The 18,889-nt window shown below is 72.1% G+C and carries 14 protein-coding genes; 4 read left to right on the forward strand and 10 right to left on the reverse strand.

Annotated elements, in window-relative coordinates:
* Nucleotides 1–13 precede the first annotated feature (13 nt).
* Nucleotides 14–2,314, forward strand: coding sequence for a phosphoketolase family protein (locus FHU36_RS04575; protein WP_185082535.1), 2,301 nt, complete (start codon nt 14–16; stop codon nt 2,312–2,314).
* A gap of 324 nt (nt 2,315–2,638) precedes the next feature.
* On the opposite strand, the gene FHU36_RS04580 is transcribed toward FHU36_RS04575, so the two are convergent.
* From FHU36_RS04580 to FHU36_RS04590, 3 genes are all read right to left on the reverse strand, one after another.
* Nucleotides 2,639–3,295 (reverse strand): CBS domain-containing protein, encoded by a 657-nt coding sequence (locus FHU36_RS04580; protein WP_185082536.1) that lies wholly within the window; start codon nt 3,293–3,295, stop codon nt 2,639–2,641.
* An 81-nt stretch (nt 3,296–3,376) separates the two neighbouring features.
* Entirely contained in the window at nt 3,377–4,249 is an 873-nt protein-coding gene (locus FHU36_RS04585; RefSeq protein WP_185082537.1) for a universal stress protein, read from the reverse strand.
* A gap of 90 nt (nt 4,250–4,339) precedes the next feature.
* Nucleotides 4,340–4,987 carry an adenylate kinase family protein gene (locus FHU36_RS04590; RefSeq protein ID WP_185082538.1) on the reverse strand — a complete coding sequence of 216 codons (648 nt, stop codon included), beginning with the start codon at nt 4,985–4,987 and terminating at the stop codon, nt 4,340–4,342.
* 200 nt (nt 4,988–5,187) lie between these two features.
* On the opposite strand from FHU36_RS04590, the gene kstD reads away from it, so the two are divergent.
* The gene (gene kstD, locus FHU36_RS04595; protein ID WP_185082539.1) at nt 5,188–7,026 is read left to right on the forward strand and encodes a 3-oxosteroid 1-dehydrogenase; all 1,839 of its coding nucleotides are present in this window, start codon (nt 5,188–5,190) and stop codon (nt 7,024–7,026) included.
* A 44-nt stretch (nt 7,027–7,070) separates the two neighbouring features.
* Here kstD and FHU36_RS04600 read toward each other — a convergent pair whose 3' ends face one another.
* The 5 genes from FHU36_RS04600 to fxsA all read right to left on the reverse strand — a co-directional run bounded on the left by FHU36_RS04600 (nt 7,071) and on the right by fxsA (nt 12,215).
* Nucleotides 7,071–7,541, reverse strand: a complete 471-nt coding sequence (locus tag FHU36_RS04600) for a PPOX class F420-dependent oxidoreductase (RefSeq protein WP_185082540.1) — start codon at nt 7,539–7,541, stop codon at nt 7,071–7,073.
* Nucleotides 7,542–7,624: 83 nt separating this feature from the next.
* On the reverse strand, nt 7,625–9,061 hold the full coding sequence (locus tag FHU36_RS04605) for an MFS transporter (RefSeq protein WP_281394153.1): 1,437 nt from the start codon (nt 9,059–9,061) through the stop codon (nt 7,625–7,627).
* 96 nt (nt 9,062–9,157) lie between these two features.
* Complete coding sequence (locus tag FHU36_RS04610) at nt 9,158–11,131, reverse strand: tetratricopeptide repeat protein (RefSeq protein ID WP_185082542.1); 1,974 nt, start codon at nt 11,129–11,131, stop codon at nt 9,158–9,160.
* On the reverse strand, nt 11,124–12,056 hold the full coding sequence (locus FHU36_RS04615) for an SIR2 family NAD-dependent protein deacylase (protein WP_185082543.1): 933 nt from the start codon (nt 12,054–12,056) through the stop codon (nt 11,124–11,126). Before FHU36_RS04615 ends, FHU36_RS04610 begins: the two co-directional genes overlap by 8 nt.
* Nucleotides 12,057–12,215 carry an FxSxx-COOH cyclophane-containing RiPP peptide gene (fxsA, locus tag FHU36_RS04620; protein WP_185082544.1) on the reverse strand — a complete coding sequence of 53 codons (159 nt, stop codon included), beginning with the start codon at nt 12,213–12,215 and terminating at the stop codon, nt 12,057–12,059.
* A 246-nt stretch (nt 12,216–12,461) separates the two neighbouring features.
* Between fxsA and fxsT the strand changes: the two genes are divergently transcribed.
* Nucleotides 12,462–14,918: an FxSxx-COOH system tetratricopeptide repeat protein gene (gene fxsT / locus FHU36_RS04625; RefSeq protein ID WP_246501946.1), complete on the forward strand. Its 2,457-nt coding sequence runs from the start codon at nt 12,462–12,464 to the stop codon at nt 14,916–14,918.
* An 8-nt stretch (nt 14,919–14,926) separates the two neighbouring features.
* On the opposite strand, the gene FHU36_RS04630 is transcribed toward fxsT, so the two are convergent.
* Nucleotides 14,927–16,243, reverse strand: a complete 1,317-nt coding sequence (locus FHU36_RS04630; protein WP_185082546.1) for an HEXXH motif domain-containing protein — start codon at nt 16,241–16,243, stop codon at nt 14,927–14,929.
* 65 nt (nt 16,244–16,308) lie between these two features.
* Entirely contained in the window at nt 16,309–17,520 is a 1,212-nt protein-coding gene (locus tag FHU36_RS04635; protein ID WP_185082547.1) for an FxsB family cyclophane-forming radical SAM/SPASM peptide maturase, read from the reverse strand.
* 208 nt (nt 17,521–17,728) lie between these two features.
* On the opposite strand from FHU36_RS04635, the gene FHU36_RS04640 reads away from it, so the two are divergent.
* On the forward strand, nt 17,729–18,856 hold the full coding sequence (locus tag FHU36_RS04640; RefSeq protein ID WP_185082548.1) for a macro domain-containing protein: 1,128 nt from the start codon (nt 17,729–17,731) through the stop codon (nt 18,854–18,856).
* Nucleotides 18,857–18,889 lie beyond the last annotated feature (33 nt).

Raw genomic sequence — 18,889 nt, forward strand, 5'->3', positions numbered from 1 at the left:
GGGAGGACATCGCATGGGCGTCGTCGACCACATAGACGCGTACTGGCGGGCGGCGAACTACTTGTCGGTCGGCCAGATCTACCTGCTGGACAACCCGCTGCTGACGGAGCCGCTCCGGCCCGAGCACGTCAAGCCGCGCCTGCTGGGCCACTGGGGCACCACGCCGGGCCTGAACTTCTGCTTCGCCCATCTCAACCGGGTCATCCGCGAACGCGACCAGGACATGATCTACATCGCCGGTCCCGGCCACGGCGGCCCCGCCGCGGTGGCGCACGCCTGGCTTGAGGGCTCCTACTCCGAGAAGTACCCCGAGGTCTCGCAGGACAGGGCCGGGATGCAGCGGCTGTTCCGCCAGTTCTCCTTCCCCGGCGGCATCCCCAGCCACGTCGCGCCGGAGACGCCCGGCTCCATCCACGAGGGCGGCGAGCTCGGCTATTCGCTGGCGCACGCCTTCGGCGCCGCCTTCGACAACCCGGACCTGGTGGTGGCCTGCGTCGTCGGCGACGGCGAGGCGGAGACCGGGCCGCTGGCCGCGAGCTGGCACTCCAACAAGCTGCTCGACCACCGCCGCGACGGCGTGGTGCTGCCGATCCTGCACCTGAACGGCTACAAGATCGCCAACCCGACCGTGCTGGCCCGCATCCCCGAGGAAGAGCTGCTCAAGCTCATGGAGGGGTACGGCTACCGCCCCCACATCGTCGGCCCCGACCACGGCGAGATGCTGACGACCCTGGACGAGACGTTCGAGGAGATCGCCGCCTACCGCGCCGGGCGCGCCGACCGCCTTCCAATGATCATCCTGCGGACGCCGAAGGGCTGGACCGGGCCGCACGAGGTGGACGGGGTGCTGGTCGAGGGCACCTGGCGGGCCCACCAGGTGCCGCTGTCGGGCGTCCGCGACAACCCCGAGCACCTGGCGATGCTGGAGCAGTGGATGCGCTCCTACCGGCCCGAGGAGCTGTTCGACGCCGACGGCAGGCCCGTGTCCGCCGTGCTGGAGACGGTGCCGGAGGGGCCGCGCCGGATGAGCGCCAACCCGCACGCCAACGGCGGCGAGCTGCTCGCCCCGCTGCGCATGCCCGACTTCCGCACGCACGCCGTGGAGATCAAGACGCCCGCGACGCAGACCAGCGAGCCCACCCGCGTGCTCGGCGGCCTGCTGCGCGACGTGGTCGTGGCCAACCCGCGCACGTTCCGGCTGATGGGCCCCGACGAGACCGCCTCCAACCGGCTGTCGGACGTCTTCTCCGTGACCGACCGCGCCTGGAACGCCCGCATCGAGCCCACAGACGAGCACCTCGCCCCCGGCGGGCGGGTCATGGAGGTGCTGTCGGAGCACCTGTGCCAGGGCTGGCTGGAGGGCTACCTGCTGACCGGCCGGCACGGCCTGTTCAACTGCTACGAGGCGTTCATCCACATCATCGACGCCATGTTCAACCAGCACGCCAAGTGGCTGGAGTCGGCCCAGAAGATCCCGTGGCGGCGGCCGGTCGCCTCGCTCAACTATCTGCTGTCGTCGCACGTGTGGCGGCAGGACCACAACGGGTTCAGCCACCAGGACCCCGGCTTCCTCGACGTGGTGGTGAACAAGAAGGCCTCGGTGGTGCGGGTCTACCTGCCGCCGGACGCCAACACCCTGCTGTCGGTGGCCGACCACTGCCTGCGCTCGCACGACTACGTCAACGTCATCGTCGCCGGCAAGCAGCCCGTGCTCGACTTGTTCCCCATGGACGAGGCCATCGCGCACTGCACCCGCGGCGTGGGCATCCTGCCCTGGGCCAGCACCGACGAAGGAGGCGAGCCCGACGTGGTGCTCGCCTGTGCCGGTGACGTGCCCACCCTGGAGACCCTCGCGGCCGCCGCGCTGCTGCGCGAGCACCTGCCCGAGCTGAAGGTGCGCGTCGTCAACGTGGTCGACCTGATGCGCCTGCAGCCGCCGTCCGAGCACCCGCACGGCATGTCCGACGCCGAGTTCGACGCGCTGTTCACCACCGACAAGCCGATCATCTTCAACTTCCACGGCTACCCCTGGCTGATCCACCGACTCACCTACCGCCGCCACGGCCACGACAACCTGCACGTGCGCGGCTACAAGGAGGAGGGCACCACCACCACACCGTTCGACATGGCGATGCTCAACGACATCGACCGCTACCACCTGGTCATGGACGTCATCGACCGGGTGCCCGGCCTCGGCACCGCCCAGGCGCACCTGCGCCAGCGGATGAGCGACGCCCGGCTGCACGCGCGGGCCCACACCCGCGAGTTCGGCGAGGACGTCCCGGAGATCAGCGACTGGTCCTGGCCGCACTGATCGCCGCAGCGCGCGAACGCCCGGGCCTTCCGGCCCGGGCGTTCGGCATGCCCGCGCACCCGGCACCCGGCCCCAGGCAGATCACCAGGCAGATGGGAAGGCTGGGACGCCACCGGCGGAGACGGCGCGGGTGAGGACGGCGCAGGCGGAGACGGCGCAGCCGAGGACGGCGCGGGTGAGGACGGCGAAAAGCCGGCCACGTCGGACGTGGCCGGCCGGCCGGCGGCGGGACCTTCGGGGATGGGCCTCTCGGTGGTCCCACCGCCGACGAGGTGGCCGGTGCCCCGCGGGTTGGCCCGCCGGGCACCGGAGCCCGGGCGGGGCTCACAGCAGCGGCGGCACGATCAGCAGGTCCTCCTTGTCGTAGGACAGGTCCGTGACGACGTCCACGACGCCCTCGATCCGGCGGATGGCCTCGGCCAGGTCGACGACCTGGGAGCTCCACTCGACGGTGCCGCGGATGCTCACGACGCCCCCGTCGATCTCGACCCAGAACGCGGCCGGATCCGGCAGCAGGGCGTTGATCTCGGCCTCCAGCTCGGCCGCCGGCCGGGCGAAGACGCGCAGCACGTCGCGCTGGTGCAGCGTCCCGCTGGCACGCCCGGTCACCGGGTCGATGACGGGGAGCTGCTTGATCCGCCTGTCGCGCATCAGCTCGGCGGCGTCGCGGACCGACGTGCCGGGGGTGACGGTGATCGCCGGAGCGGTCATCAGCTCGGCCGCGGTCACGCCCGCCGCCTTCCGGTGCTCCTGGCGCCGCCTGCGCGACTCGAAGACCGGGACGCTGCGCCGGGCCGGAAGGGTCTCCTTCAGCAGCAGGTCCTCCTCCGACACGATGCCCACCGGGCGGCGGTCCGCGTCGATCACGGTGACCGCGCCGACGGCATACCGCTTCATCGCCGCCACGATGTCGGCGAACGACGCGTTCTTCGTGACGGTGATCGCCACCCGCCCCATGACGTCCTTGACCTGGATTGACATTGCCGCCACCTTCCTCTCGCCCTCAACGATGCCGCTGCCGCCACGGGTGCGGCAGCGGCGAACGTCACCGCCCGCAGGGCCCTAGGTCCCCGCGTCCTGCGGGCCTTCGGGCCGGGAGCGGACGACGGCGACCGGGCAGTGGGCGTGGTGCAGCACGCCGCGGCTGACCGAGCCGAGCAGCATCGCGCCGAGCCCGCCGCGCCCGTGGGAGCCCACGACGACCAGGTCGCCGTCGGCCGACGCCCTGGTCAACGCCTCCACGGGGTGCCCGGACTGGATGTCCTCGACCACGGTGACCTGCGGATACTCCTTCTCGAACCGTTCGAGCGCGGCCCGGACGATCTGGTACTGGGCGGTCCGGATGTCGTCCATGTCGTAGGCGATCTCCGGCGCGAACGCGTGCACGGGGAGCTGCCAGGCGTGGATCGCCCGCAGCGTCGCGCCGCGCAGCATCGCCTGCTCGAAGGCGTAGCGGAGCGCGGGCTCGGACTCCTGCGAGTCGTCCACACCCACCACGACCTGACCGCGGGCCTGCTGCGGGGCGCCTCGCACGACCACGACGGGGCAGCGGGCCCGGCCCGCGACGTGGCCGCTGACGGAGCCGAGCAGCGCGCCGGCGAACCCGCCGTGGCCGCGGCTGCCGACCACGATCTCGGTGGCCGCCGCGTCCTGCCCGGTGAGCACGAGGGCCGGCGCGCCGTCCTCCAGCTTCGTGGTGACGTCCACGGACGGCTGGCGGTCGCGCGCGACGGCCAGCGCCTCGTCCAGGATCTTCTGCCCGGCCTTGACGAGGGCGTCCGGCCACTCGGCACCGGGGAACTTCGCGATCTGGTAGGGGGAGCGGTCCACCGCGTGCACGATGCGCAACGGCTTGTGCGTACGCAGAGCATCGTCGACCGCCCATTCGACCGCGGCCCGCGAGGGTACCGACCCGTCGACACCGACAACGATCATGGTTCCTCCTTTGTCCCGCCTCCATCGGACCGCGGGCCGCCGCCGGAGGACAGGGCCGGAAGTCCTGACCCCCGAGGCCGAAGGGCCGTCTCAGGGCGTGTAGGGCGGCAGGCCGAGCCGGTCGCGGACGGTCCGCTGGATGCTCGCCTTGTCGCCGCGGGCGTCGATCGTCGTCACATACTCCTTGCCGCGGAACAGCTCCAGCACCGGGTCGGTCTTGTCGTGGTAGTCGCGCAACCGCCTTGCCAGCGCCTCCGGGGTGTCGTCGGCCCGGGTGACGAGCTCGCCCCCGCACACGTCGCAGCGTCCCTCGACCTCGGGGCGGTGCGCGATGAGGTTGTAGTCCATGCCGCACCGCGAGCACAGCCGCCGGGCCAGCACGCGCCGCCGCACCTCGTCGTCGGGCAGGTCCAGGTGGATGACGCCGTCGATGTCGTAGCTCTCCAGGAAGAACTCCGCCTGGCGCCGGTTGCGCGGGAAGCCGTCGATGACGAAGCCGTAGTTCCAGTCGTGCTGCCGCAGCCGCTCGCCGACCACCTCCTCCACCAGGTCGTCGCCGACCAGCTCACCGGCCGCGACCAGCCGCCTGACCTGGGCTCCCAGCTTGGTGTGCTGTTTGACGTGCCAGCGGAAGATGTCACCGACGCTGATGTGGGTCAGGTCCAGGTCGCCGGCGAGCAGTGTCGCCTGCGTGCCCTTGCCGCTCCCCTGCACCCCCATGATCACGTATTTACGCATGCCTCCCATTGTCCGCCGTGCGGCCGGGCGGTGTGTTGACAGTTAAACCAACCAAGCGCATGCTTGCGATCAGTCAGGGGTCGGCATCGGCCCCGTCCGTGGCCGTCGCACCCGGCGCGAGGTGCCGGCGCGATCGTTCCTCCGGCTGCCGCCGGTGGGGTGCCCGCCGTCGCAGCGCACGCACGCGAAGGGATGCCAGCATGGCCGACGCACCTGCCCTCCCCCCGCCACCCCCTCGGACGGTCCCGCCCGCCGCCCCACCCGCCGGGGAGACCGGTGCGGGGCACAGCCGCCGGGCCGTCATCAAGGGGGCCGCGCTGGCGGGCGGCGCGCTCGTCGCGGGCGCGACGCTCGGCCACCGGCCCGCCCACGCGGCCCGCACCCGCTCCGCCGAGGCCGAGTACGACGTGGTCGTGGCGGGGTCAGGGGCCGCCGGGATGACCGCCGCGCTCACCGCCGCCAGGCGCGGACTGCGCACCCTCGTCATCGAGAAGGCCCCCACGTTCGGCGGCTCGGCAGCCCGATCCGGGGCCGGCATCTGGATCCCGTGCAACGAGGTGATCCTCGCCGCCGGCGTGCCCGACACCCCCGCCAAGGCCGCCGCCTACCTGGCCCGCGTGGTCGGCGACACGGTGCCCGCCGACCGGCAGCGGGCCTTCCTCGCCAACGGCCCGGCCATGCTGTCGTTCGTCATGCGCAACAGCCCGCTGCGGTTCCGCTTCATGGAGGGCTACTCCGACTACTATCCGGAGTTCCCCGGCGGCATGCCGGACGGCCGCAGCATCGAGCCCGACCAGCTCGACGGCCGGATGCTCGGCGACGAGCTGGCCCGCCTCAACCCCGCCTACATCCCCACCCCCGCCGGGATGGTCGTCTTCAGCGCCGACTACAAGTGGCTGACGCTGACCGCGGTGAACCCCAAGGGCCTGGAGGTCAGCGCCGCCTGCCTGGCCCGGGGCACCGCGGCCGCGCTGCGCGGCGAGAAGCCGCTGACCATGGGCCAGGCCCTGGCCGCGGGACTGCGCGCCGGGCTGCTGGCGGCCGGCGTGCCGGTCTGGCTGGACACCCCGCTCCTCGACCTGCACGTCGAGTCCGGCCGCGTCACCGGCGTGACGGCGGACCGCGACGGCGCCCGGACCCTGGTCCGGGCCCGGCGCGGCGTCGTCGTCGGCTCCGGCGGGTTCGAGCACAGCGCCGCCATGCGCGCGGAGTTCCAGCGCCAGCCCATCGGCACGAGCTGGACCGTCGGCGCCAAGGAGAACACCGGCGACGGCATCGAGGCGGGCGAGCGGGCCGGCGCGGCCCTGGACCTGATGGACGACGCCTGGTGGGGCCCGGCCATCCCGCTGCCCGGCGAGCCGTACTTCTGCCTGGCCGAGCGCACCCTGCCCGGCTGCATCCTGGTCAACGGCAACGGCGCGCGCTTCGTCAACGAGGGCGCGCCCTACAGCGACGTGGTGCACGTCATGTACGACCGCAACACGCCGTCGGCGCCGCACATCCCGTGCTGGCTGATCGTCGACCAGAACTACCGCAACCGCTACCTGTTCAAGGACGTCGCCCCGCTGCTCCCGCTGCCCGACTCCTGGTACGACGCCGGAGCCGTGTTCCGGGCGGCGACGGTCGAGCAGCTCGCGCAGAAGATCGGCGTCCCGTCGGCGGCCCTGCGCGCCACCGTCAACCGCTTCAACGGCTTCGCGCTGAAGGGGCGCGACGACGACTTCCACCGGGGCGACAGCGTCTACGACCGCTACTACGCCGACCCGTACGTCAAACCGAACCCCTGCCTGGCCCCCCTCTGGCTGCCGCCGTTCTACGCGTTCAGGATCGTCCCCGGCGACCTGGGCACCAAGGGTGGCATGCGCACGGACGCGCGGGCGCGCGTGCTGCGGGCGGACGGCTCGGTCATCCCCGGCCTGTACGCGGCGGGCAACGCCAGCGGCGCCGTGATGGGCCACAGCTACGCCGGGGCCGGCTCGACCCTCGGCCCCGCCATGACGTTCGGCTACGTGGCCGCCAACCACATCGCGGACACCTGAGCCGGCCCGCTCACCCGGTCACGGGACCCGCCGGGACCGGCGGGTCACCCGCCGTCCGTCAGCCGGGCCGGGAACCCACCGGTCGCGATGGGCCCCCACCGCTCGACGTGGATCCGGATCAGCGACTTGCCCTGGCGGCGCATGGCGGCCCGGTACTCGTCCCAGTCGGGGTGCTCCCCGGCGATGCACCGGTAGTACTCGACGAGCGCGTCGGCGGCCTCGGGCATGTCGAGCACCTCGGCGCGCCCGTCGACCTGGACGTACGGGCCGTCCCAGTCGTCGGAAAGCACGCAGATCGAGGCCCGCTCGTCGCGGCGGGCGTTGCGCGTCTTGGCGCGGTCGGGGTAGGTGGAGACCACGATCCGCCCGCCCTCGTCGACGCCGCAGGTGACCGGCGAGAGCTGCGGCCGCCCGTCGGCGCGGGCGGTCGCCAGCAGGCCCCGGTGCCGGAGCCGCAGGAACTCCAGCAACTCGGGCAGCTCCACCCGCCGCGCGGTCGCGATCTTCGGCGCCATGCCCCGGCCCCTCCCTGTCCGTACGCTCACCGGCGCCCCCAGGCTACCGGCCGCCGTCCGGTCTGATCACGGCACCCGGCCGGTCAGGCGGTGGCCTGCCTCGGCGTCTGGAACGGCACCTCGCCCAGCCCGTCGCCCGCACCGGACTCGACCGGCGCGGCGGACTCAGGCTGGCCGGCGGCGAAGGGGGCCCCGGCCACGCGCAGCTCGCCCTCGCCCACGGCCGCCCGTCCGGGCGACAGGCTGGCGCGCACCCCCGGCAGCCACGTGACCACCACCGCGATGACCAGGGTCAGCCCCATGAGCACGAAGACCGCCGCCCGCACGCCGAACGTCATGATGAGGGCGGTGCCGACGAGCGGGCCGAGCGCCGAGGCGCCGTGGGTCACCAGCCGGTGGACACCCGTGACCCGGGCGACGAGGGAGTGTTCGAGCCGGCCGATCACCGTTCGGATCGTCACGTTGCTCAGCCCGCCGCCCAGGCCCATGAGCATCAGCGCGGCGAAGAAGGACACCGGCGTGCTCATGCTCGCGGCGAGGACGAACGCCGACACCCACAGCCACGTGTGCAGGACGAGCGTCGAGCGTGCCCCGCCGGTCAGTCCCGCCGCGTCGGCGAGCCGTTCGACCACCGGCACGCCGGACGTCTTGCCGGCGATCCAGGCGGACAGGCGTTCCCTGCCCGGTGCCGCCATCGAGCCGATCATCCCGCCGACGCCGCTGGCGGCCAGCACCAGCCCGGTGAGCAGGGGCGGCACGCCCTCCACCAGGGCGGCGGCGATGACGACGATGAGCAGGGCCTGCACGATGAGGTTGAGCGCGGCGACGAGCCAGGTGGCCACCCGGATGAACTGGTGGTCGTGCGCCTCCCGCAGCCCGCTGTGGATCTCGGCGAGCAGCGACCGGTCCGACCGGGACGTGTCGGGCCGTTTCAGTCTGCGCAGCGCGTAGAGGAAGCCGGCGGTGAGGGCGAGATGGGCGAGGACCGGGGCGGCGGGCCCGAGCCCGAAGAGCAGCCCGCCGATCGGGCGGCCGGCGAGCACGGCCACGTGCACGCTGCTCTCGTGCACGGCCATTGCGCCCCCGATATCCTTTTTGTCGACTATTGCGGAAATAAGGGTAGTTTCCGCCAGCGACGAAAAGACGGCGAGGGCCGCTTCACAAAAGGCGACGAGGAGAAGGTGCCATATCTGGAGCTCCCACCACACCAGCGCGACACCGATACTCGCTATCGAAAGGGCCCGGATGCTCTCCGTCCACAGCAGGACCCGCCGGGGATTCCATCGGGCGACCATGGCACCGGCCGGGACATAGAGCAACATAGGCACCGACCAGGCGAAAACCACCCATCCCGCCCAGGCGACGGACTCCGTCACCAGGACGGCGAGCAGAGGGTAGACGACGCCCAGCGCCCGCGTGCCGACCATCGACGCGGCCGAACCTGCCGATATCCAGCGAAATCCCGCGTATGCCGAGAGGACCTCTAGAGGCCCTCGCTCCTGAGGACCGGCAGGGTGCATGAAGCGAGTCTCGGGTAGCTCCGGCGATAAGCGGCACTCAACCACCGGGGCAACAGTAGTGCATCATCAAGATTTGAAACGCGCGAACCCGGTTGATTAGAAGCCGCCCAATCGGCCGGCTTCCGCGGCCAGGTGGACGGGCAGCGGCAGCCGGCTCTCCCGCGCCCTGCGGGCCAGGACGGCCGCCTCCTCCGTCCGCCCGGCGGCCTCGTGGACCCGGGCGATCCGCAGCAGCACGACGGCGCTCGTCTCGCCCTCCGCCGCGGGCACGCACTCCATCGCCTCGGCGATCCGTCCGGCCAGCGCGAGCGCCAGCGCGTAGGCCGCCCGCGCCGAGGGCGAGGACAGCGGTCCCACCTGGCCGAGATCCCGCAACGCCGCCTCGGACCGCCCGAGGTCGGCCAGGATCTCGCCGCGCGCGCGCAACGCCTCGCCCCGGTCCCCCTCGCGGCCGAGGACCTCGTCGAGCAGGTCCAGGGCTCCGTTGGCCGATCCGCCCGCCCACAGGGCGAGCGCGAGCTGGGTCTGGACCGCGGGGTCGCCGGGGCGGCGCCGGGCGGCGGCCTCCAGCTCGTTCAGGGCCAGTTCGAGATGTCCCTGGCGGATCCTGATGCGCCCGATGGCCAGGAGCTGTGCGGCCAGTTCGGCGTCGGCGCCGGCGACGCCCTGCAGGAGGGCCGCCGCCCGGCTGTGGTGCTCCACGGCTCCGGCGAGCCGGTCGTCGCGGTAGGCGATGTCCCCGAGCAGGGACTCGATCTCGGCACGCCGGCGCATGTTCGGCCCGCAGTGGCGCAGCGCCACCTCGGCGTAGGTCGCGGCCCGCTGGAAGTCGCCCTCGCGCAGCGCCAGCTCGGCGCGCCGCCGGTGCTCCGCCAGGTCGGGAGGGGCGTCGGCGTGCTTGCCCGCCCCGCCCCGCATGAGGGCGCGCACGAGGTGGTCGTGGGACAGCAGGCACTGGCCGCCCGCCGGATACTCCTCCAGCCGCAGGATGTGCCGGTCGACCAGGGCCCTGATCACCGTGTTCGGCAGGCCGGCCGTCTCCGTCGCGCCCAGCCCGACCGGCCTGCGACGGCCTCGCCCGGTGACGAACGCGCCACGCAGCGCCGTCCGCAGCAGGTCGGTCTCGCCGTGGAAGACCTCGTGGGCCGCCTCCTCGATCATCCGGTCGCAGAAACCGGCGAGGGCGCGGCCGGTGTCACCGAGCTCGCTCACCTGCTCGACCGTGATGACCCGCTCGCCGGCCGGCAGCGCGGCCCACAGGGCGGAACAGACCACCTGCAGGTGGAGCGGCTCGACCAGGGCCAGCCGCTGGGTCTCCTCGCCGTCGGGCGTGTCGAGCCGCACGGTGAGCAGGTCGTCCACCAGCCTGCGGGCGGCGCCGGCCGCGAACGTGCGGCCGGTGCCCAGCAGCGGGCCGTCGACCGCCGCGAGCGCGGCGTCCGCGTCGAGCGCCGTCAGCCGGTACTCCAGAGCCTGTTTGAAGGGCTTGCCCCGATGGCTCAGCATCGGGAGCTGGTCCTCGTGGAGGGTCAGCAGCACGCGGAGGTCAGGACACGTCTCCAGGGCGTCGCCCAACTGGTGCAGGAAGTCGTCGCCGGCGGCGTGCTCGCCGCCGGGCGCGGTCAGCAGGTCCTCGGCCTGGTCGACGGCGACCAGCGTGAGCTGCGGATCACCGTAGCGGTTGTAGCCGGCGGGACGCCGCTCCAGGAACGCGCGGATGGTCAGCCCGGCGAGACCGGACGGCGGCTCGTGCGGTGACCACGACGCCAGCACCGCCAGGACGTGCGGATTGTGGCCCTCGCCGAGGGCCGCCGCGGGGACGCCCGCCACGTGCGCCAGGCTGCCGACCGGCAGCACGTCGATGAAGTCGGGGTCGAGGAGCGGCAGCACCCCGGCGTGGATCAGGGAGGTCTTGCCGACGCCGGACGGGCCGCAGAGGATCGTCACCGGGTTGGCCTGCCAGTGGTTGGCCAGCTCGTGCGCCTGGCGGTCGCGGCCGTGGAACCTGTGGCGGTCCTGGACGCCGAACGGGTGTGGCCCGACGTACGGGTCTCCCCGCTGTTCAACCATGCCGGTGGGTCTCATGATCCAGTCCCATTCGCCGCCGTAGCTCGCCGATGAATTCGTCGATCGTCCCCCAGTAGATGGAAATGCGCCATTTCCGGTCGAAGCGGCCCGTGAGATAACGCATGGTCTGCGCTCCGCCCCCGCCGAGCGAATGATCGCACAAAGGCCGCTGCACGCTCACATGACTACGTCGGACGATCCCGGGCAGGACGCGCTGCAAACCGGTGAAGATCGTACGAAATGTCATATCTCTCATACCGTAGCCGATGAACAGCAACGATCTCGTCGTGAGCGCCCCGCGAATGACGGGCGGGATGATGCTCTGGTCGGCCACCAGACTCGTGATGAACTCCTCGTAGTCCTCGCCGGTGAGCACGATCGACTGCGGCTGCCGCAGGCTGCCGTGCAGATGGTAGATGAGCGGGGTCTCGGGGCGCGGATTCCAGCCCGCCTCGCTGCTGAGGAGTTCCTCGCTGTGGTCTATCCCCTGATGCCAGGGACAAATAGCGACACTCGGCGATTTACCCGCACGAACCAGTGCGCGATAGAGGAAATCATCATAATTAGTGGTGATGTAGATCGGCAGCGGGAGGGCGGCCAGCAGGCTGTGCGGTTCGAGCGGGTCGTCCAGATCGGGCTCGCCCTGCCGCAGTTCGTCGCAGACCAGCGACTTGACGTAGGGCACGTCGTCGCTGAAGTGCCAGACCAGGTAGTCGGTGACCTCCATGAGATCCTCGGGCCGATCGAGGGGGTACTTGTGCTTCTCGGCGAGCCGCTTGCTGAGCTCTCTGCCGTCGGGAAGGCTTCCGGTGCACGCGCCCGCTCCGATGAAGGGCACGCAGTGGCCGCGGCTCAGCTGGTCGATGAGCCGATCCCACTCACCGGCCCGCCAGACGAAATCCGCACATCTTTGGGGACATGCGTCCATTCAGGCCGCGGAATTGAAACCGGCGACAGGTTCGCCGTTCCCTCCGAGCAGGCATTCGAGCACGCGTCGCAGCGGGGCGCTGTCGAGATTGCGGAGATCTTCGAGAGGCAGGTCGGAGACGTCGATCAAGGCGGTGGTCCGGGTCGGCTCTTCGCTCATGCGTTTCTCCCCATCAAGGGCCGGAGCTGGTATTCGGTCGCCCCATATCCGAATATGCGGCTGGGCAGTTCGGGATCGTTTTTGCTGTCCGCCCACTATGCGATTCTGTGACGGGACGCCATGCTAATCAAGCTTTAGGATGCGATAGCGGGGATTCAATCTGCTGTGCACGGGAGGTCCCAGGTTATGGCGGCGGAGAGCATAGACGCGCGAGGAAGGACCCCTTCGGTCTGGGGCCGCGTACCGTTGCGCAACACGAACTTCACCGGCCGCGAAGAACTCCTCGCGCAACTTCGCCGGAGCATGGGCGGCGCGGTGACCGCGGTCGTCCCGCTGCCGCAGGCGCTCCACGGCCTGGGCGGCGTGGGCAAGACCCAGCTCGCCGTCGAGTACGCCTGGCGCTACCGGAGCGAGTACGACGTGGTCTGGTGGATCACGGCCGACCAGCGGGTCCTGGTGCCTCCCGCGCTGGCGGCGCTGGCCCCGCACCTCGGCGTCGCCCACGCCGACACCGTCGGCACCGAGGAGTCGGCGGAGGCCGTCCGCGAGGCGCTCCAGCGCGGCGACCCGTACAACCGGTGGTTGCTGGTCTTCGACAACGCCGACCAGCCCGAGTCCATCACGGGCTACATCCCGGCCAACGGGCACGTCCTGATCACCTCGCGCAACACCCGGTGGGACACCGCCGCCGAGACCGTGTCGGTGGACGTCTTCGCCCGGACGGAGAGCGTGGGGTTCCTTCGCAAGCGGGTGCCGGGGCTCGGCGCGGACGAGGCCTACCTGCTGGCCGAGGCACTGGGCGACCTCCCGCTCGCCCTCGAACAGGCGGGCGCGCTGATGGCGCAGACCGCCATGTCCGTCGGCGAGTACCTCGACGCCCTGGAGAAGAGCACCCGCGAGCTCCTCGGCGCCAACAAGTCGACCGAGTACCCGCTGTCCATGACCGCCGCGTGGCGGCTGTCGGTGACGCAACTGGAGCGGCGCAGTCCCGAGGCCGTGGACATCCTGCGCTACTGCGCGTTCTTCGGCCCCGAGCCCATTCCCCGTGACATGTTCCGCCAGGGCAAGTTCCCGCTGTCGTCGCGGCTGACGCAGTTGCTGGGCAAACCGATCAAGGTGACCAAGGCGATCGGCGAGCTCAACCGCTTCGCCCTGGCCCGGATCGACTCCGAGACCCGCACGATCCAGGTGCACCGGCTGGTGCAGGCCCTCGTCCGTGACGATCTTCCGCCCGACAAGCAGGCGGAGACGCGGCACGAGGTCCACGGCCTGCTGGCCAACGGGGCGCCCCGCGACCCCAACGACGCCGCGACCTGGCGCACCTGGGCCGACCTGGTGGCCCACCTGCGGCCGGCGCTGGTGTCCGACTGCGACGACCCGGGCGTCCGGCAGTTCGCCGTCAAGGTGATGCGCTACCTCTACCGCCGGGGCGACTATCGCACCGCGCGGGAGATCGCCGAAGAACTCCTGACCAAGTGGACCGGGAAGGCCGGCCCGATCGACCCCGACGTGCTCATCGTGCGCCGGCATCTCGGCAACGTGCTGTGGCAGCTCGGCCAGTACGACCGCTCGTACACGCTCAACCGGGAGACGCTCGCGATGATGCGCGAGCATCTCGGCCCGGAGCATGAGGAGACCCTCGGCGTCATCAACAACTTCGGCGCCAACCTGCGGGCCCGCGGCGAGTTCGCCGCCGCCAGGAAGACCGACCTCGAGTCGCGCAAGCTGCACGAGAAGGTCTTCGGCGTGACGGACCAGCGGACCCTGCGCGTGATCAACAATCTGGCCCTGGACTACGCGCTGGTCAGCGAGTTCGAGGCGGCCTTCCGCGAGTACGAGTACGCCTACCTGGAGCAGAGCACCGGCGCCGGCAGCGCGAGCGCGTGGGACATCCTCAACACGATGAACGGCCTGGCCCGCGTGGCCCGGCTGCGCGGCGACTTCGCCGACGCGTGCGACCTGGGCGCCGACGCCTACGACTACGGCCGCACGGAGCTGCGGATCGACCACCCGCTGACGCTCATGGCGGCCAAGGACCTGTCGATCGCCAAGCGGATGTCCGGTGACGTGCGCGAGGCGCTCGAACTGGCGGAGTTCACCTACGCCAAGCTCAAGGCGCAGTTCGGCATGGCGCATCCCGACACCCTGGCCGCCGCCGTGAACCTGGCCAACGCGCAGCGCAAGTCCGGAGATCTGCAGTCCGCCTTCGAGCTGACCCGCGACGCGGTGCCCCGCTACAGCGAGATCTACGGCGAACACCACCCCTACACGCTGGGCTGCCGGTCCAACCTCGCCCTGGTCTACCGGCTCCGCGGCCACCCCGCCGAGGCATGCAAGATCAACGAGGAGATCGGCTCCATCATGCGGGCGCGGCCCGGGCCCGAGCACAACTATCTGCTCGCCTATGCCGTCAACCTGGCGAGCGACCACGCCGCCCTGGGCGACCACACGGCCGCCAGGGACATCGGCGTCACCACCCTGGAGGCGCTGCGCGACCGGTTCGACGAGGGCCACTACATCACGTTCTGCGCGAAGGCCAACCTCGTGCTCGACCTGCGGGCCGTCGGGGAGCAGGAGGAGGCCGACCGGCTGCTGGCGGACATGCGCGAACGCCTGGACATGGACAACCCGTCGGGTGACCACCGGGAGGCGATCCTGGCCGGCGGGCGCGTCGACATGGACTTCGACCCGCCCCCGCTCTGACCGGCGCCTCAGGCGGCGGGGTGGCCGTGGGCCTTGGTCCACCTGCGCCGGTGGAGCTCGGACTGGTGGCGGGCGGCGGCGGTGGCCGCGCGGGAGGCGGGCTCCTTCAGCCACGGCTCCAGCGTGCCGCGCATCGCCGCCACGAACGTCTCCCCCGCCTGCGTCAGCCGCCCGCTCGCCGCGAGCGTCCCGGTCACGTGGTGGGCCGACTCCCGCCAGCGGGCGAACTCCACCTCGGCCCGGAACCGGTCGTCACCGGGCGGGAGCAGTGACCGCTGCCGTCGCCAGAAGCCCGTCACCCCCAGGTAGGCGTAGGCGCCCTGCAGCAGCCCGTGCGCCGGCCGCGGGTCCTCGCGCCAGGGAGCGTAGAACCGCCGCCCGTCGTCGGGCAGCACGAGTTCGGTGACCGACAGCAGCGCGGACAGCTTGGCGTGCTGGATCTCGTGGGCCAGCGTGCCGGCGAGCCAGAGCCCGTCCGGCGGCCGGGAGAGCGCGACGGTGCCGAAGAGGTCGGCCGAGGAGGCGCTGTTCTGCCCGTGCTCGGGCCCGAGGATCGGGGTGAGCACGGCGACGACGGCGGCGGCCTCCTGGGCGATCGTCCAGTGGCCGGTCACCAGGACACGCCAGGCGTCGCGCAGGTGGCCGGCCAGGGCGCGGCGCTCGCCGTCCGCCATCCTGACGGGGGTGGCGGTGCGCGCGGGCCACCGGTACGGGTCGAGGTCGTCGAGCAGCACGCTGAGCCGCTGTCCGCCGGCCTCGGCGGTCAGCCGGTGCAGGCCCTGCCACCCGGCCGACTCCAGGCCCTCCCCCGCCGCGGCCTCACGTCCGGCGGCCGCCACCCGGCCGTGGCCGTCGGTTCGCAGGCGGACGAGCCCGTCCGGCGCGGGGACGGCGAGCGCGCCCAGCGAGGGGAGCACGACCCGGCCGTCCGTGACGGGGACGTCCCCCTCGTACGGGACGCCCGCCACGACGGCGGCCGCGGCGGCCACGGCTCCGAGGCCCGCCGGGTCGTGCGCGCCGTCCTGCCGGCCGAGAAGCGCGGAGACGGTGTGCCTGGCCCACGCGCCGACGGCCGGATGGCGGATCAGCCGGTCCACCGCCGTCGGCGCCCGCCTCTCCAGCGCGGCCAGCGCGTCGTAGGCTCCCGCGGCCACTCCCGCGTGCGGGTGACCCGCCTGCCGGGCCGTGTCCACCACTCCGAGGATCAGCAGCAGGTGCCTGCTGCGTTCGGCGGCGCGCAGGTGCCGGACCGCGGCCGCCCCTCCCCCGCCCCTCGCCAGGGCGGAGAACGCCTCGCCGGGTAGCCGGTGCGGGTTGCGCTGCATCACGATGTCCTTCCCACGATGTCCTTCGCACGATGTCCTTCGCACGAAGCGGACGTGTCCGGCGCTCACGGGCCGCGCAGGTCGGCGACGAGCCGCGAGCGGATGTGGCCGATCAGCCGGTAGAGGTCGGCGCAGTAGACCGACGGGCTGCGGAACCCGGTGCCGCGCCGGTAGCGGTGCGGGTAGAGCCCGGCGCCGCACACCCGCCCGTAGCGGCAGGCGCGGCACTCCTCGCCGAGCGCCGCCCAGCCGAGCTGCCGCGCCACCACGCCCGCATGCCGCAGCGCCTCGTCGAAGGGGTGGTCGGCGATGTTGAGGCCCGTGGCGGCGGCCCCGTGACCGACGGCCTTGAGCGAGTCGGTCTGCTCGATCGTGCCGTCGGTCTCCACGACCACCAGGCTCGTCGGGGTGAGCCCCACCGCCTCGCTGGCCGACGCGCCGCCGAGGAGCAGCCGGATGATCTCGTGGAACAGCCTGACGACCGTCTCGTCGCGGTCGGAGCCGTACCAGCGGTCGAACACCTGGATCAGCCAGTCGGCGTACGGGGTCCGGGACGGGTCGGGGGTGCGGCCCGGCGGCGGAGACTCCCAGGTGCCGTGCGGCAGCAGCAGGTCGATCATCGGCGGGTCGAACGCGATGAGCGCCTCGTAGGTCTCCAAGGGGTCGTTGGCCAGGTCGATGGTGCACAGCAGCCCGCCGTACAGGTCGCGGAACCTGCCGCCCATGAGCAGGCGCAGTGCGGCGGCCACGGCCTCGTGGCTGCCCCGGCCGTCGGCGTAGCGGCGGTTGCGGTCGTGCGCCCGCGGACTGCCGTCGAGACTGACCCCGACCTTCAGGTCGAGCTCGTGGAAGGCGCGCAGGGCCTTCTCGTCGAGCAGCACGGCGTTGGTCTGGACGACGGCCTCGACGCGGACGTCCGGCGCCGCCTCGGCGCGGATGGTCCTGATCGCGTCGCTGAGGTAGGCGTGGCCGGCCAGCAGCGGCTCGCCGCCGTGCAGGATGACCCGCAGCGAGCGCAGGTGGTGGGTCCGGGCGTGCTCGGCGATCCGGCGGGCGGCCACCGCCACCACGGCCGGCGACATGATCATCGGCTGTGACCGCCAGCTCTGGTCGGTCAGCGTGTAGACGTAGCAGTAGTCGCAGGCGAGGTTGCACCGGCTGTGCACCTTGAGCAGGAACTGGCGGAAGGGCCGGGGGCGCCAGCCGTCCGCGACGAGGCCGTCGACGTCGAGGGTGTCGGGCCACTCACGCCTTGGCTCCGCCGCTTCGGAATTCATCCGCGAGACCACTCCCGTGTCCGCCGGAAAAGCATGAGCAAATACCGATGGTAACCGCGTGGCGGATGAATGGGGAGCGCCGCGGTAAAGGAGGGGAGATATCGGTTCGGTGCGAATGGCGGAACCGCGGGACGCCGGCCGGAGAACCGTCTGGATACCGGCCGCGGGAAAGGATTAATGTCGTCCTCTGAGACCGTTGGGAGATCGCATGAATGCCGAACCCGTTGTCCTGGCCATGGCGGTGTTCAGTCTCGTGGTCGGCCTCGGCGCGCACGTGTGGCAGTGGCGCGTGGACGACGAGAGCGGCTCCGAGCGGGTGCACCTGATCGCGTGGTTGCTGCTGGCGCTCTTCCCGGTGTTGCTGATCTTCTCGTTCTTCCCGCAGAGCGACTTCTCGGCCGGGGTGAAGGGCGCCACCATGACGGGGGCGGCGGGGATGTTCGTCTTCATCTGGTGGTACGGCTCGCGGAGCTCGCGCGAGGCCGCCGTGGTGGACCGGTTACGGCGCCTGCTCACGGCCCGCACCAGGGAGGCCGACCGGCTGCGGGCGCGGCTCGGCGCGGGCGGAGGGCAGGGCCCGCCCGCGCCGATCGAGGAGACCCGGGTCCTGCCCTACCGGCTGGCGGGCGCTCCCGACCGGCGGATCGTCGTGGTCACCGGCGACCTGAGCGAGGTGAAGGGCGTCGACGTCTGGGTGAACTCGGAGAACACCGACATGCAGATGTCCCGGTTCCACGAGCGTTCGGTCTCGGCGGTGATCCGGTACGGCGGCGCGCGGTGCGATCCGGTGACGGGGCGGGTGACCGAGGACCTGGTGGCCGACGAGCTGAGGAGCCGCCTGGGCGCGCACCCGTCCGTGGAGCCGGGCACCGCCATCGTGACCGGCCCCCACGCGCTGGCCGAGCGCAACGGCGTGCTGGGCATCGTGCACGCCGCCGCCGTGCACGGCACCGCGGGCGCCGGTTACCGCCAGGTGGACAATCTGGCCAGGTGCGTGCGCAACGCGCTGGCGCGGGCCGAGGAGGTCACCGGCGACGGGCGGGCCGCCACCTCGGCGATCCTGCCGATCTTCGGCACCGGCGCGGGAGGGGCGGAGATCGAGCCGACGGTCCGCACGATGGTCCACGCCGTCCTCGGCCACCTGTCGGGCGAGCCCGCGCCGCGGGTGCGCGACGTCCGGTTGCTGGCCTACACCGAGGCCGAACTGGCCGCCTGCGAAAAGGTGCTGGACGCGTGCGAGGAGCTGGTCCCCGCTTTTGTCCGCCCCGGCGGGAAACCGGCGAGACGGACCCGTACGGGCGCCGGTAAACCGCCGAAAAAGCGGGCCGAATCGTAGCCGGGATATTCCGCCGCCGGGAAAACCCGCGTC

This window comes from Nonomuraea muscovyensis, from assembly GCF_014207745.1.
In the GTDB taxonomy this organism is placed as follows: domain Bacteria; phylum Actinomycetota; class Actinomycetes; order Streptosporangiales; family Streptosporangiaceae; genus Nonomuraea; species Nonomuraea muscovyensis.